Genomic DNA, 14,559 nt, shown 5'->3' with positions numbered 1-14,559 from the left:
CATAAATCGTATGCGGGAGCGGAGCCGCACCAGCAGCCTCAGTCGAGGGCGCCGCAGAACCGCTGGATGCGCTCGCAGGCCGCCTCCAGCGCCTCCGTGGAGGTGGCGTAGGAGACGCGGAAGTTGGGGCCAGTGCCGAAGGCAGAGCCCTGGACGACGGCAACGCCCTCGGTCTCCAGGAGTTCGGTGACGAAATCCTCGTCCGTGTTGATGACGTTGCCCGACGGCGCCTTCTTGCCGATGGTGCCGGCGCAGGACGGGTAGACGTAGAACGCGCCCTCCGGCACCGGGCAGGAAAGGCCCTTCGACTGGTTCAGCATGCCGACGACGAGGTCGCGCCGGCTCTTGAAGACGGCGTTGTTCTTCGGGATGAAGTCCTGCGGCCCGTTGAGGGCCTCCACGCTCGCCCACTGCGAGATCGAACACGGGTTCGACGTCGACTGCGACTGCACCTTGGCCATCGCCTTGATCAGCGGCTCCGGGCCGCCGGCATAGCCGATGCGCCAGCCGGTCATGGCATAGGCTTTGGAGACGCCGTTGACGGTCAGCGTCCTCTCCTTCAGGTCCGGCGCCACCTGGGCCAGCGTCGTGAATTCGAAATCGTCGTAGACCAGGTGCTCGTACATGTCGTCCGTCATCACCCAGACATGCGGGTGACGGCGCAGCACCTCGGCCAGCGCGGCGATTTCCTCGCGGCTGTAGGCGGCACCCGACGGGTTCGACGGCGAGTTGAAGATCAGCCACTTGGTCTTCGGCGTGATCGCCGCATCGAGCGCCTCCGGCGTCATCCGGAAGCTGGTGTCGATGGTCGTCTCGACCGGCACCGGGGTGCCGCCGGCGAGCAGCGCCATGTCCGGATAGCTGACCCAGTAGGGCGCCGGGATGACGACTTCGTCGCCCGGGTTCACGGTGGCGATCAGGGCGTTGTAGAGCACCTGCTTGCCGCCTGTGCCGACCGTGATCTGGCTGGTCTTGTACTCAAGCCCGTTCTCGCGGGCGAACTTGGCGACGATCGCCTGCTTCAGCTCCGGGATGCCGTCGACGGCGGTGTATTTGGTCTTGCCGTCCCGGATCGCCGCGACCGCGGCTTCCTTGATGTTCTCCGGCGTGTCGAAATCCGGCTCGCCGGCGCCGAGGCCGATGACGTCGCGACCCGCGGCCTTCAGCTCGCGCGCCTTGTTGGTGACTGCAATCGTCGCAGAAGGTTTCACCCGTTGCAGCGCATCGGCGATGAAGCCCATGACAGTATCTCCCGGATTGGAAACTTGAGGACGCGCCCGTGGCGCTTGCCGCGACCCTAGTCTTGAAGCCGGCGCGAGGCAAGGCGCCGCCGGGGCAAGAAAGGCGTTTTCGCGGTGCGCCTATTCGGCCTGATTCCCGCGGGCTGCGAAATAGGCGACGATGTGGTCGATGTCCGAGCGCGACAGCACGAACTGCTCCATCGGCCAGTGCGGATCCTGCAGATAGGCCCGCAGGCGACCCTCCGTGTAGGTCGCCTTGTCGGCGGCGATGACGGCAAAGCTCGGCGCGCCCACATCGGCGGCGCGGCTCTCGTAGCCGGCGACGAGGTGGCAGTCGGCGCAGCGGTCGGCGATGAGGCCCTTGACCTCGTCACCGCCCGCGCCCGCAGCCGGCGGCACGGCAAGCAGCAGAAAGGCCAGAAGAGCGGCGAGACGGCGAAGCATTTTCGGTTCCTCCCGCAATTTCCGTGGTTGGATTCGACACCACAGAAATGGGGATTTCCCGCCACTGAGCCAAGAACTTGCGACGATTTCGCCGGGCCGCCGAAAGGTCTTAGGACGGCCGGTCGGGCAGCGGGGGAAGCGACGTCCTGGCATCGCCCGAGACGGGCTCCACGACCTGCTCCACCGGCGCCGGGGCCGCAGCGCCCAGCATGTCGCCGAGCGTCGAGCCGGCCTTCATGAAGAGGCCCTGGCTGATCAGGCCGACGCCGGCCAGCGCCGACAGGACGACGGCAACGATCGCCATCCGCTCCAGCATCGCGCGTTCGCGGAAGTCGTTCTTCGGGCCGGTCATTGCCAGTCCTCCCAGGTCGAGCGGCGGTCGCGGCTGAACGAGCGCGCCAGGTGCCGCCACATGACGAGGACGACGAACAGCATTGCGGAGAAGAGGATCGCGTTGAGCCCGGTGACGATCTTCTGCTCCGGCTTGGTCAGAGGCAGGCGGTCGGATTTCGGAATCGCCGCGATGCGGCCCGGCGCCGTGCCGGACGTCCCGTTGAGCACGGGACCGATGACGACGGAGGGCGCGAGCGCCAGGGCCGCCGGGCCGTGCAGCGTCTCGGCCGCGATCTGCGGCGAGGCTTCGGCGGTGACGGAGCCGGCAAGCGGGACCGCCGAGAGCGCCAGCATGGCCGCAAAGGCCGCCGCTTTCAGCCGTCCGGCGCGCCGGCGCCAGGTGGTCGACCGCATCGGCTTGTCAGTGCGCCAATGCTTGTCGGACCGTTGTGAAATCCGTTCAATCATGACCCGCAAATCCCCGTTTTCATTAAGCATGATAGAGCCGGACAAATTCGACCGGGGTTTGCTTCCTTTTGGGCAATGGCCAAGTCATTTCTGGGCGAGAATGTGGCGGCGTTAACACAGGTAAAGACTTAGTTTCCAAACCCTTGCGCGACGGGGTCCCGATCTGTAGATTGGCTTTTAAATTAGACAAAACTAATGTAACGGAGATTTCCCCATGTCCATCGACCGCATGGTGCTGGCCTTCGCCGGCATCGTCATCCTCGTCTCGCTGCTGCTGGCCGTCACTGTCAGCCCCTATTTCCTGTGGCTGACGGCCTTCGTCGGCGCCAACCTCCTGCAGTCGGCCTTCACCGGCTTCTGTCCGCTGGCGATGATCCTGAAGCGCTTCGGCGTGACCCCGGGCGCGGCGTTCTAGGGCGACGCCGGTCTTTCGGGCGATGCCATGATTGTGAGCCGCGCCAGGCCGGCGCGGCTCTCGTTTTGCCGTTTCCGTTGCCTATGTCTAGAGGTCGACATTCCCCCTGCCGGCAGCCGGGCTCCTTCCGGTTAGCTGCAATGAGGAGGCCGACCCGATGATCAAGACCCTGCCCCGAACCGCTCGCCGCCAAGCCGTAGTGGCTGCACTCGCCCTCGCCGTCAGTGCGGCGCCGGTCGCCGCCAAAACTTTCCGGACCGACGACTATGCCGTCGACGTTACGGCCGTCGCCTCCGGCCTTGAGCATCCGTGGTCGCTCGCCTTCCTGCCGGACGGCGCGATGCTGGTCACCGAACGGCCCGGCCGGCTGCGGCTTGTGCTCGACGGCTCGCTGGTCGATGCCCCGGTCTCCGGCGTGCCGAAGGTTTACGCCAGCGGCCAGGGCGGCCTCCTCGACGTCGTCCCCTCGCCCGACTTCGCCGACAGCAACCTGATCTACATGAGCTATGCCGAGCGGGGCGACGGCGGCGCCGGCACGGCAGTTGCCCGTGCCCGGCTGGTACGCGAGGGCTCATCGGCGCGGCTGGAAGACGTCGAGGTGATCTTCCGCCAGCAGCCGAAGACCACCACCAGCCACCACTTCGGCTCGCGCCTCGTCTTTGCGCGGGATGGCAATCTCTTCGCCACCCTAGGCGAGCGCGGCCAGCGCCCTCTCGCCCAGGACCTTTCCACCCATAACGGCAAGGTCGTGCGCATCGCCCCGGACGGCAGCGTTCCCAACGACAATCCCTTCGTCGGCACGGACGGTGCCCGCCCGGAGATCTGGTCCTACGGTCACCGCAACCCGCAAGGGGCGACGCTGCACCCCGAGACCGGCGAGCTGTGGACCGTGGCGCACGGCGCCCGCGGCGGCGACGAGGTCAATATCCCGATGTCCGGCCGCAATTATGGCTGGCCGGTGATCTCCTACGGCCGCCACTATTCCGGCGCCAGGATCGGCGTCGGCACCCACAAGGAGGGCATGGAGCAGCCGGTCTATTACTGGGATCCCTCGATCGCCCCCTCCGGCGCTGCCTTCTATGACGGCGACCTCTTTCCGGACTGGAAAGGAAGCCTCTTCGTCGGTGCGCTGAAGTTCCAGTTGCTCGCCCGGCTCGATGTGAAGGACGGCAAGATCGTCGGTGAAGAGCGCATGTTCGAGGGGGCGTTCGGCCGCATTCGCGACGTGCGCAGCGGCCCCGACGGCGCAATCTGGCTGCTCACCGACGAGGCCAACGGCCAGTTGTTGCGGGTCGCGCCGGCGGAGTAGGGCTGCGCGGCGGTGCACCTGTTCGCTGGCGTCGTCCCGGGCCTTAAGACACTGCCCGGCCGGGCATCCGTTGGCCGACCCAGACGGCAAACGCCGATGCCAATCGGCAAGGCCGCAACTGGATTGCTTCGCTCCGCTCGCAACGACGACGTTTATGATTTTCCCAACAATTTCAACGTCATTGCGAGGAGGCCGCCAGGCCGACGCGGCAATCCATTCGGCATCGGCGGCACGACCGGCCAATCCGGGAACGCAATGCCGCCCGCCCGATCCTCAACCGCCACCCAGACCCCGAGCCCGGGTCTAATGCCCCTCTCCACACGGGATGCCGTAAGGTGTCGATTGGGACATCGGCGAACCGCGTCCGTACTCTCCAACGGGCCACTTTATTGATACGGGCAATGGATCCCGGCTATCCGCTTCGCTACGGCCGGGATGACGACGGAAGTTTGTCGGAACACGAAGCGCAACGTCGCGAACAAAAACGGCCGGGCGATTAACGCCCGGCCGCTCGCTCTCCTGAAACGATAACTCCGCTCAGCCCTTGGCCGCAAGCGCCCCTTTGATCACCGTGTCGAGCGCGCGATATTCTTCGCAGCCCGTGCCGCAGCTCCGGGCGATATGGCCGAGCTGCTCCCGGGCCAGGTCGATCCGGCCGAGCGCCACATAGCCCTCGCCGAGATATTCCCGGGCGAGATCGAAGGAGGGATCGATGGCGAGCGCCCGCCGGTAATAGGCAAGGCCGGTGTCGAAATGGCCGAGCTTGCGGTTGGAATACCCCAGCATGTTGAGGACCCGCGGATCGCGCTCATAGGCGATCGGGTCGAGCAGCGCGATGGCATCCTCAAAGCGCCCGTCATAGGCGTAGAACCGCGCCACCTGGTAGCGGGTCTCCGAATCGCCGTTGAACGCCTTCACCGCCACGCACTTGCCGGTCTTGCGGTCGCGCACCGTGCCGCGCTTGCAGGCGCCCTTGGCCTTGATGCAGATCCGCGAAACCGGATCCCATGTCATGCCGGGACCGCAGCTCGACGGCCCCGCGGGACCGCCGCCATCGGCGGCCCGCGCCGGGGCGCCGAGCACTATCATTGCCAGGCCGGCCGCAAGGGCTGCGGCCGCCAAAAGGCCAAATCGCGCTGTCATTCTAGAACTTCCCCTCGTTGCTCCGATTATCGGACGCCGCCGCGCCCGGTTTCCCCCGGTTCTGACTGCGGCAGCTCTTTTCCGATATCGGAACTTCGCAAGCGAATTCAAGCAATGAGGTCGCGGACCGGCCTGACGTCGCGGCTTCCTGGGAACACTTTTTCGCCAAGCGCGGCCTCCGAGACCCCGAGATGGTCGCCGATGACGCCCTTGAGGATGGCCCTCAGGTCCGTCGTCGGGGCAAGGTCGCGGCCGTCATAGAGGGCGCGGTCGGACAGCCCCGGCCAGTCGGCGATCACGCGCCCGCCATTGACGGCGCCGCCGACGAGGATGGCCAGCGTCGCGGTGCCGTGGTCGGTGCCCGACGTGCCGTTCATGCGCGCGGTGCGGCCGAATTCGGTGACGAGCGCGACGACAGTGTCCCTCCAGACCGGCCCCATTTCGGTTCGAAGCGCGCCGATGGTGGCATCGAGCGCTTCGAGCTGCCGCCCGAGCCGGCCCTTGAACGGCCGCTCGTTGGCGTGGGTGTCCCAACCGTTGAGGCTGAAGGCGCCGACGCGCGGGCCGTCGGCATCCGACATCACCTTGCCGGCGACAGTGCCGGTCGTGCGGTAGGAGCGCACCTTGCCGCCGCCGCCCATCTTGCGCGATTGCCGCATCACCTCGCGGGCGGAATCCTCGCCGCCGACGAGATCGTCGAGTTCCATGCCCTCCGCGATGGCCGCCGCCAGCGTCGGATCGGCGTGGGTATAGATGTCGAGGAGCCGGAGGCGGGTGTCGGTGCTCGCCGTCTGGAAGGCCGGCGGCATCCAGGACAGTACCGGCGCCGACCCGCGCATCACCAGCGGCAACTGCGCGCCCATGGCAAAGCCGCGGCTGTCGATCGTCTTTTTCGCCGCGGCGACTTCCAGCGCCCGGTTGAGCCAGCCGCTGTCGCCGACGCCGGAGCGCCCGTAGCCGCTCTCCAGCACGTCCTGACCGTCGAAATGGGAGCGCTCGCGATAGGGCGTCGATACCGCATGGACGAACAGCGCCTCGCCGCTGCGATAGAGCTCGGCGAGTTGCGGCATGTTCGGATTGAGCGCGAAGAAGCCGTCCAGCCGCAGCCCGGAATTCGGCCCGGAGCGCTCGAAGGCAAGACCCTCGCGCACGTTCTGGTAGTCCGGGTCGCCGACCGGGGCAACGACTGCGAGCCCGTCGACGCCGCCGCGCAGAATGCCGGTGAGGAACCGCGGATCGCGGCCGGAAGCGCCGGCAATGCCGGGCAGGAACGGCGAGACGGCGAGGCCGCCGCTGACGGCCAGGAACTGGCGCCGGGAAAGATCGCTGAGGACCATGGAACTATCTCCGCTGGAAACCCGGGGTCATGAGAAGGAGAGCCAGGGCCTGGCCCTTGTTTTCGGCGCGCGCGATCACCTGGCGCGAATGGTCGTCGAGGGCCGGCCCGAGAAGGTCCTCGGCAATCCGGTCGACCGGCTCGCGCGGCGCCTTGCGCCGGGCGATGCGCTGCGCCCAGTCGAGCCGTTCGAGCATGGCGTCGGGCGACACCCAGGCATCGTCCTCGTCCGGCCAGCCGGCCGGCGACGGCGGCGCCCACATCTTGTGGCCGAGCGCGTTCAGCGCCTTCATCATCTGCCGCTCCTGCGGCCGCCAGCCGGTCGCCCGCGCCGTCGCAACGATGAAATCGTAGGGCGGCAGGAGCTTTTGCGCCGGCGTCTCCCAGGCCTCGTCGGACGCGATCAGGTCGTAGGTCAACTCGCGCAGGTCCCCGTCGGTCTCGCGGAAGGTCGCGGCAAGGCGCCCGACCAGTTCATCGGACGCGCCGTCGCCGACGAAATGGCGCGCGAACTTGCCCGCGACGAACCGGGCCGTGGCGGGATGGCGCGCCAGGTCCTCCAGCACCGCCTCGCCCTGGTCGACGCCGCGCCCGCCATAGCGCCGGCCGAGCACGGTGAAGGCGCCGGGCTCGTGGACCCTGCGGTGGAACACGAACACGCCGCCGCGCGGCGAATCCACCTTGCCGACGGACCAGCCGGTCAGGATCCGGGCGAAATTGGTGACGTCCTCCTGGGTGTAGCCGCCATGCACGCCGAGCGTATGCAGCTCCATGATCTCGCGGGCGAGATTCTCGTTGAGGCCGCGGGACCGCCGGCGCCCGACCGGCGAGTTCGGGCCGGCGGATTTTTCGTTGTCGAGATAGAGCAGCATCGCCGGATGCTGGGCGCTGGCGAACAGCATGTCGCGGAACCGGCCGAGCACATAGGGCCGGATGGCCTCGCGCTCATAGGCACCGGCCATCGCCCGCACCCGGCCGTTCTTGGCGGCCGAAATGCAGAAATGATTCGACCAGAAGCCGACCAGCCGTTCCACCAGCGGAGCATCGGTTTCGATGGCGTGGCGGGTCCGGGCGTTGATCTCCTGACTGTAGTAGTCGACCGCCGGGCGCGGCCCCATCATCCGCTTCAGATCGTCCATCTGCTCCCGGTTGTCCTTGTCGAGGCCGCGAAGCTGCCGCTTGCGTTCCCGGCGATAGGCGACATGGTCGCGCTGGGCCTGATCGGCGCGCGGCAGGTCGGCATCGTCGATCCGCGCCGCATCGGCACGGTCGAGCTGCGCCACCAGCCACTCGCGCGGGCTGGCGAGCCCGGCCGCTTCGCCGCGACGCGGGCCGCAGCCGAATCTTTTCAGTGCCGTGATTGCGTCCTTCGAAATCATCGGTCCTCCAGATCAATCCTTGCCGGACAGCGCCCGGCGACCGCGCCGTTGATGCCCGGAGGGCACTGAACCGGCGATGAATGCCGGTGTCGGTTTCGGTTCAGGGCCCTTCGACGGGACAAGCCGCCCTGCGGTTTCGGCGCCGCCGTGCGCCATCGCCGTTCCCGTCCCGTCATATTGGGCGCGCCGGGCCATATCGGCAAAGTCTTCTTCACGATTGGGACGGAATTTCGTCGCGACGTCTGGGCACTTTCAAAAGCCGGGGAAACCGTACTAAAAAACAGGCACAGGAGAGGATTCGCGTTATTCTTGACGACCGCAGGCACAAGAGCGTCGAACCGAACCGAAACACCGCGGGAGCGAAAAGTGGGAACCGGTTTTCGAAAAGATCCGATGCTCCAACAAAAAGTTAGAGCGGGAGTGGGATTTGCCCTCGGCACGTCTCGCCCTGACGTCGACAGAACAGCCCGCCGAACGAGAAAGATAAGGAGCTGTGAGATGGCCGTTGAGCTGAACATCGATCCGGACACGGTCCGGCTTTTCGCCCAGAAGGCGCGGCTGATCGAATCCTCCGTCGATGACTCCTTCGAGGACGGCCACGAGCACGACGTCGAGTTCGATCCCGAATCGCTGTCGGACTCCCATGCCCATGAGGGCCTGCAGGAGGAAGAAGCCGACAACATGACGCGCGACGAGCTGAAGGCGCTGATCGAGGATCTCAACGTCGACGAATCCGCCGAACTCGTCGCCATCGCCTGGGTCGGCCGCGGCGACTACGACGTCGCCGACTGGGACAACGCCGTCGACATGGCCCGCGGCCGCGCCGTCGGCTCCACGGCGCGCTACCTGCTCGGCATGTCGATGCTCGCCGACTATCTCGACGAGGGCCTCGAAGCGATCGGCGTCTAGCATGGCGACCGGCGGGGGCCAGCGGAGGATCGAGCAACGCCCGGCGGTCCGCGCGTCTGCCGCCATCTCCGGCGCCCTGGCCCTTTTCCTCGCTTTTTCCGGCACTGCCGCCGCCGATCCGCGCATCGACATCACCACGATGAGCTGCGCCGAGGCAGCCGATGCCGTTGAGGCCGCCGGTGCGGCCATCGTCTATTACGGTCCGCGGCTCTACAAGCGGATCGTCACCCATCGCGGCCATTGCGAGCGCGGCGAGGGCACTGCCCCCGAACACCTGCCGACGCGCGACGAGGCCTCCTGCTTCGTCGGCTATCGCTGCGAGCGGCGCATGCGGTTCCCCGGGCGGTTCTAGGAGAAATCGATGCGCAGTGCCGCCGCCGCCATGGTCGCGTTTCTCTTCTGCCTTGCCGGATCCGGAGCCGCCGCCGCGCCGCGCGCCAACACAACGGCCATGACCTGCACCGAAGCGCAGACCCTCGTCGCCGGGAGCGGTGCCGTGGTGCTCGCCACCTCCACCTTTCTCTACTACCGGTTCGTTTCCAGCGAGGCCCAGTGCCCGCGCGAACAGGTGACGCGCCCGGCCTTCGTGCCGACCGCCGACGATCCCGAATGCCCGATCGGCTATCGCTGCGCCTCGGCCTTCAACCCCGGCCAATAGACCGCCCGAAAAAGCCGTTCACCGAAAAACTGCCGCATTTTGCGCCTTATAGGCTGCAAACGCTGCATGCGACGGGCAATCCTTTACCACCTCTTAAATTGCCGCATTTAGCCTGCAACGAGGGAGTCGGTGCCGGAGAGGAGTTCCGGACGGGACGCGGGTAAGATCACTATGGCCACTCGGCGCGCCAAGCGCATCGAACCGAAATTCGACGACGGCGAGCGTTCGCCGGCGCTCGACCTGCGCCTCGACGAGAGTGACCGCGCGACGGGCAGCGGCGGCGCGAAACCGCGCTCCCGGCCGAAGAAAAAAGCCGCCAACAGCAACACGAGCAGCAAGACCAAGGCACCCGCCGCCCGCGGCACCGCAGCAAAGAAGCCGGCGTCCGGCCGGCGCGGCAAGGGCCGCCGCAAGAGTTCGCGTGGCGGCGGCAACGGTGGCGGCGGAGGCATCACCCGGTTCCTGCGCCGCAGCGTCTACTGGACCGTCGTTGCCGGTATCTGGGGCACCATCGCCTTCGTCGGCCTCCTCGGCTACTACGCCGCGCACCTGCCGCCGACCTCCGAATGGGCCGTGCCCCAGCGCCCGCCCAACGTCAAGATCGTCGCCGCCGACGGCAGCCTTCTCGCCAATCGCGGCGACACCGGCGGCGAATCGGTGCGCCTGGAACAGTTGCCCCCGCACCTGCCCGAGGCGGTGATGGCGATCGAGGACCGGCGCTTCTACTACCATTTCGGCATCGACCCGATCGGCCTTGCCCGGGCCATCGCCACCAATCTCTATGCCGGCGGCCTCGTCCAGGGCGGCTCGACGCTGACGCAACAGCTCGCCAAGAACCTGTTCCTGGAGCCGGAACGCACGTTCCGGCGCAAGATGCAGGAGGTGGTGCTCTCCTTCTGGCTGGAGGCGAAATTCTCCAAGGAGCAGATCCTGGAGATGTACCTGAACCGGGTCTATTTCGGTGCCGGCGCCTATGGCGTCGATGCCGCCGCCAGGCGCTATTTCGGCAAGTCCGCCCGCAAGGTGACGCTGGCCGAGGCGGCGATCCTCGCCGGCCTGCTGAAGGCACCGTCGCGCTATGCCCCGAACCGCCACCCGAAACGCGCCGAGAAGCGCGCCCACACCGTGCTGATCGCCATGCGCGACGCCGGCTTCATCACGGACCGTGAGGCGAAGGTCGCGATCGCGACGCCGACCGCCGTCGTCAGCCGGCACAATTCGGCGAGCGAGAACTATGTCGCCGACTGGGTCATGGACCAGTTGCCGAGCTTCATCGGCTCGCTCGACGAGGACATCGTCGTCGACACCGCCATCGACGTGAACCTGCAACACGCCGCCGAGGAGTCCCTGCGCCAGACGCTCTCCGAAGACGGCAAGAAATATCGCGTCACGCAAGGAGCAGTCGTCGTGCTCGACGCCTCCGGCGCGGTCAAGGCGCTGGTCGGCGGCCGCGACTACGGCAAGAGCCAGTTCAACCGGGCGATCGCCGCCCATCGCCAGCCCGGCTCCGCCTTCAAGCCCTTCGTCTACCTGACGGCGCTGGAACAGGGCATGACGCCGGAGACGATCCGCGTCGACGAGCCGGTCTCCATCAAGGGCTGGCGGCCGAAGAACTACTCCAAGGAATATCGCGGCCCGGTGTCGCTGACCCGCGCGCTCTCCAAGTCGCTGAATACGGTCGCCGCGCGCCTCGCCTACGAGGTCGGGCCGAAGCGCGTCGCCAGGACCGCCAACCGGCTCGGCATTACCTCCAAGCTGAAGGCCAATCCTTCGATCGCGCTCGGCACCTCAGAGGTGACGCCGCTGGAACTCACCGCCGCCTATGTGCCGTTCTCCAATGGCGGCTTCGGCGTCGTCCCGCACGTCATCAAGCGCATCCGCACGGCCAGCAACAAGCTGCTCTACGAGCGCAAGGGCTCCGGCCCCGGCCGGGTGGTCTCCGACGCGGACGTCGGCATGATGAACCACATGCTGCGGGAGACGGTGCTGAGCGGTACCGGCCGCAAGGCCTCCCTCGGCGACCGGCCGGCCGGCGGCAAGACCGGCACCAGCCAGGATTTCCGCGACGCCTGGTTCATCGGTTACACCAGCTACTTCACGGCCGGCGTCTGGCTCGGCAACGACGACAATTCGCCAACGCGGCGCGCCACCGGCGGCAACCTGCCGGCCAAGATCTGGGCCCGCACCATGCAGACCGCCAACGAGGGGCTCGCCGTCGTCGACCTGCCCGGCAGCTACCGGCCTGCGCCGGAACCGATGCCCGAGGCGGTCGCCATGGACGGCAACGACTGGGGCACCGATGCGCCCCGCCGCAGGCCCGGCATGCGCCAGGAAATCATCCCGCAGAAACAGCGCGCGCCCGGCCTCCTGGAACAGCTTTTCGGCGGCTGACGCGGCCGCTCGCCTCACGGATACGTGAACGGGTGGACGAGCCTGCAGGTTGCAGCTCGCGGTCGTGGCTTTAGGCTTTGGCGTATTGCCCTTGACCCTCTGGAGCCCGGCCGTGACCCGTCTGTCGATCGCCCTTGCGCTTGTCGTCGCCCTTGGCGCGCCGCTCGATGCCGCCGCGCAGCAGGAGACCGCTCCGGCGGACCCTGCGGCGCCCGAAGCGCCCGATCCGGGCGGCATCGCCCGGGACTTCTGCCACGCCGTTGCCGCCGCCTCGCGCTGCCGCAAGGCCGTCACCATGCCGGACGGCACCGAGGCACGTCTGGCCGAAGAGGCCGGCGCCCGACTGCGCGGCGACGATTCCCCGACCCGGGCCGCCTGCAGCGCCGGCTACGCCGAATTCTACGCCAGCCAGGGACGGCTCGGCCGCGACGAAGCGTGCAGCGGCGTTCTCGCCCTTTTCGGCCCTGCGGGCAGCCGCCGCGCCGGGCTGCTTGCGCCCCGCGGCAAACCGAAACTGATGTTGCCGGAGGACGAGGTCGCAGCCATCGCGAGCGACCTTTGCTATGCCGATCAGGTCGCCAAGAGCTGCTCCGGCCTCGCCCTCTCCGACGGTCTTGGCGCCCGCCTCGCCGGCCAGACCGGGGCCGACCTGCGCGCTGAAGGCGGCTACTTCGCGGCCGAATGCGGCAACGGCTCTTTTGCCGCCTCCATGGCCCGCGGCCGCACCTCGATGGAGGCGTTCTGCGCCGACGGGCTGGCCCGTTTCGGTCTCGCGGGGACGGACCGCGCCGGCTTTTTGACCGGCAATGCTCCCGGCGTGCCGGCGACGCCGGTCGCCACCAGCCCGGCGGCGGACCCGACCACCGGCCTGCCGCGCCAAGCTCTCGTCGTGCTCACCGCCTTGCCGCCGCTGCCCATCGGCAAGACCGCCGAGGAGGTTCTCGGCTTTGTCCCCGGCGGCCTGCCAGCGGAGACGTGTGCCGAAAGGCTGGCCGTGCGCACCCGGAACGCCGCCGCCCTTGCGGAAGCCAGGACCCTTGGCGAGACCACCCGCCTCGCCGTCCGCCTTGCCGCCGACATCAAGCTGACCGAAGCGGTCTGCGGCGGCGAGGCGGCGGAGATGCCCGACGCGGAAGCCGCCGCCGTGGCGACCTCCGGCCTGGAAGCCTGCCACATCGTTCTGGAAGAAACCGACGCCCTCGGCGACGCCATCACGGGCTATCTCAGCGACAAGCACTACCGCGCCATGCTGGCCATGGAAGAGGCCCGGTCCTGGGCCCTTGAGGCCTTCGCGCCCGCCTGTTCCAGTCTCACAGAGCGCCGCATGACCTCCGCGCTGCGGTTTGCCCGCACCCGGCTGGCGCGGGACCGGAAGACCTATCCATGCCTTGCCTGGCAGAACTTCATCCGCGACGAACAGGACGCGGTGCGCGCCCTGAAGGAAGACGGCGCATGGATGGCCGCCATCGAACGCCTCGATAACCGCCTCGCACCGGCGATCCACGGCCTCGATGCCGCCTGCGACAAGCAGAACTATGTGGAATCCAACACCAAATACTGGCTGTTTCAGCGCCGGCAGATCCAGGCGGACATGGCCGAGGCGGAGTGAGGCAAGCTACGCCGTCAGCAGTTGCGGCGGTTTCGCAAGGCGCGTGCTGACCCGGTTGCGGCCGGACTCCTTGGCGTCGTAGAGCGCCTCGTCGGCGCGTCGCGACAGGTCCTCGACGGTATCGCCGGCATGGTGCTGGGCAACGCCGAGGCTGCTGGTGAAGCGGATCGGACCGAGCGGGCTCGCGACCACGCCGCTCTCGATGGCGATGCGGACCTCCTCGGCCATATCGACCGCCAGCGACAGCGGACAGCCGGGCAGCGCCCAGCAGAACTCCTCGCCGCCGACGCGCCCGAAAATTCCGGTCCGACCGTTGAACTGCGCCGCCAGCGACTGGATTACCTTGTCGCCGATATCGTGGCCATAGCGGTCGTTGATGCCCTTGAAGCGGTCGATGTCGAGCATGACCAGCGACAGGGGGTCGCCGCTGAGGCGCTCGATCTCCTCGCCCAAGAGGCTGAAGAAGTGGCGGCGATTGAGCACGCCGGTGAGCGAGTCGGTCTGCGACAGCCAGAGGATCTCACGCTGCGCCTTCAGGAGCCGTTCGGCCGAGCGCATCCGCGCGTGCAGTTCCGCCTCCAGCGGCGGCTTGCGGAAGAAGTCGTTGGCGCCGCTGTCCAGCACCTCCACCAGCATCGAGCGCTCGCGGCTCGACGACATGATGATGATGTAGATGGGCGCCCTTGTCTCGGCCAGGATGCGCGCATCCCAGCACAGTTCCAGACCGCACACGCCGGGCAGCTCGATGCTCGTCAGCAGCACATCGATATCGGGGTTGTCGTGCAGTTCCCTGAGCGCCTCATGACCGTCGCCACAGCAATGCACGACGTCACCGCGCCGCTCCAGCATCTCTGCAATTACCCGTCGCCCCAACCGAGACGTTTCCGCCAGTAGAATTTCCATTTGTCCCTTTCGAATTGCTCG

The 14,559-nt window shown here is 67.6% G+C and carries 15 protein-coding genes; 7 read left to right on the top strand and 8 right to left on the bottom strand.

Features of this window, described 5'->3' with window-relative positions; genetic code table 11:
• Nucleotides 1–38: 38 nt before the first annotated feature.
• The 4 genes from CH339_RS00785 to CH339_RS00770 all read right to left on the bottom strand — a co-directional run bounded on the left by CH339_RS00785 (nucleotide 39) and on the right by CH339_RS00770 (nucleotide 2,432).
• Nucleotides 39–1,241, bottom strand: a complete 1,203-nt coding sequence (locus tag CH339_RS00785) for a pyridoxal phosphate-dependent aminotransferase (RefSeq protein ID WP_111432353.1) — start codon at nucleotides 1,239–1,241, stop codon at nucleotides 39–41.
• Nucleotides 1,242–1,361: 120 nt separating this feature from the next.
• A complete protein-coding gene (locus tag CH339_RS00780; protein ID WP_111432352.1) occupies nucleotides 1,362–1,685 on the bottom strand; it encodes a hypothetical protein in 324 nt (107 codons plus the stop codon).
• A 109-nt stretch (nucleotides 1,686–1,794) separates the two neighbouring features.
• Complete coding sequence (locus CH339_RS00775; protein WP_111432351.1) at nucleotides 1,795–2,037, bottom strand: hypothetical protein; 243 nt, start codon at nucleotides 2,035–2,037, stop codon at nucleotides 1,795–1,797.
• Nucleotides 2,034–2,432, bottom strand: a complete 399-nt coding sequence (locus CH339_RS00770; protein WP_111432350.1) for a hypothetical protein — start codon at nucleotides 2,430–2,432, stop codon at nucleotides 2,034–2,036. The genes CH339_RS00775 and CH339_RS00770 overlap by 4 nt, the downstream gene beginning before the upstream one ends.
• A gap of 268 nt (nucleotides 2,433–2,700) precedes the next feature.
• On the opposite strand from CH339_RS00770, the gene CH339_RS00765 reads away from it, so the two are divergent.
• Nucleotides 2,701–2,901 carry a YgaP family membrane protein gene (locus CH339_RS00765; protein ID WP_111432349.1) on the top strand — a complete coding sequence of 67 codons (201 nt, stop codon included), beginning with the start codon at nucleotides 2,701–2,703 and terminating at the stop codon, nucleotides 2,899–2,901.
• 157 nt (nucleotides 2,902–3,058) lie between these two features.
• Nucleotides 3,059–4,210 carry a PQQ-dependent sugar dehydrogenase gene (locus CH339_RS00760; RefSeq protein ID WP_111432348.1) on the top strand — a complete coding sequence of 384 codons (1,152 nt, stop codon included), beginning with the start codon at nucleotides 3,059–3,061 and terminating at the stop codon, nucleotides 4,208–4,210.
• Between the two features lie 537 nt (nucleotides 4,211–4,747).
• On the opposite strand, the gene CH339_RS00755 is transcribed toward CH339_RS00760, so the two are convergent.
• From CH339_RS00755 to CH339_RS00745, 3 genes are all read right to left on the bottom strand, one after another.
• Nucleotides 4,748–5,353, bottom strand: a complete 606-nt coding sequence (locus CH339_RS00755; RefSeq protein WP_111432347.1) for a tetratricopeptide repeat protein — start codon at nucleotides 5,351–5,353, stop codon at nucleotides 4,748–4,750.
• A gap of 107 nt (nucleotides 5,354–5,460) precedes the next feature.
• Nucleotides 5,461–6,690 (bottom strand): DUF1501 domain-containing protein, encoded by a 1,230-nt coding sequence (locus tag CH339_RS00750; RefSeq protein ID WP_111432346.1) that lies wholly within the window; start codon nucleotides 6,688–6,690, stop codon nucleotides 5,461–5,463.
• 4 nt (nucleotides 6,691–6,694) lie between these two features.
• Nucleotides 6,695–8,068, bottom strand: a complete 1,374-nt coding sequence (locus CH339_RS00745; protein WP_111432345.1) for a DUF1800 domain-containing protein — start codon at nucleotides 8,066–8,068, stop codon at nucleotides 6,695–6,697.
• A 498-nt stretch (nucleotides 8,069–8,566) separates the two neighbouring features.
• On the opposite strand from CH339_RS00745, the gene CH339_RS00740 reads away from it, so the two are divergent.
• The 5 genes from CH339_RS00740 to CH339_RS00720 all read left to right on the top strand — a co-directional run bounded on the left by CH339_RS00740 (nucleotide 8,567) and on the right by CH339_RS00720 (nucleotide 13,635).
• The gene (locus CH339_RS00740; RefSeq protein WP_111432344.1) at nucleotides 8,567–8,977 is read left to right on the top strand and encodes a DUF3775 domain-containing protein; all 411 of its coding nucleotides are present in this window, start codon (nucleotides 8,567–8,569) and stop codon (nucleotides 8,975–8,977) included.
• Between the two features lies 1 nt (nucleotide 8,978).
• The gene (locus tag CH339_RS00735; RefSeq protein ID WP_111432343.1) at nucleotides 8,979–9,329 is read left to right on the top strand and encodes a hypothetical protein; all 351 of its coding nucleotides are present in this window, start codon (nucleotides 8,979–8,981) and stop codon (nucleotides 9,327–9,329) included.
• Nucleotides 9,330–9,338: 9 nt separating this feature from the next.
• Nucleotides 9,339–9,635, top strand: a complete 297-nt coding sequence (locus CH339_RS00730) for a hypothetical protein (protein WP_111432342.1) — start codon at nucleotides 9,339–9,341, stop codon at nucleotides 9,633–9,635.
• A 171-nt stretch (nucleotides 9,636–9,806) separates the two neighbouring features.
• Nucleotides 9,807–12,026, top strand: coding sequence for a transglycosylase domain-containing protein (locus CH339_RS00725; protein WP_111432341.1), 2,220 nt, complete (start codon nucleotides 9,807–9,809; stop codon nucleotides 12,024–12,026).
• A 112-nt stretch (nucleotides 12,027–12,138) separates the two neighbouring features.
• The gene (locus tag CH339_RS00720) at nucleotides 12,139–13,635 is read left to right on the top strand and encodes a hypothetical protein (RefSeq protein ID WP_146610085.1); all 1,497 of its coding nucleotides are present in this window, start codon (nucleotides 12,139–12,141) and stop codon (nucleotides 13,633–13,635) included.
• Nucleotides 13,636–13,641: 6 nt separating this feature from the next.
• Here the strand turns inward: CH339_RS00720 and CH339_RS00715 are convergent, their stop codons facing one another.
• The gene (locus CH339_RS00715; protein WP_111432339.1) at nucleotides 13,642–14,538 is read right to left on the bottom strand and encodes a GGDEF domain-containing response regulator; all 897 of its coding nucleotides are present in this window, start codon (nucleotides 14,536–14,538) and stop codon (nucleotides 13,642–13,644) included.
• Between the last annotated feature and the right edge of the window lie 21 nt (nucleotides 14,539–14,559).

This window comes from Rhodobium orientis (assembly GCF_003258835.1).
Lineage (GTDB): Bacteria > Pseudomonadota > Alphaproteobacteria > Rhizobiales > Rhodobiaceae > Rhodobium > Rhodobium orientis.
Note: the sequence above shows the minus strand (reverse complement) of the source record. Positions and strands in the feature narration are given on the sequence as shown.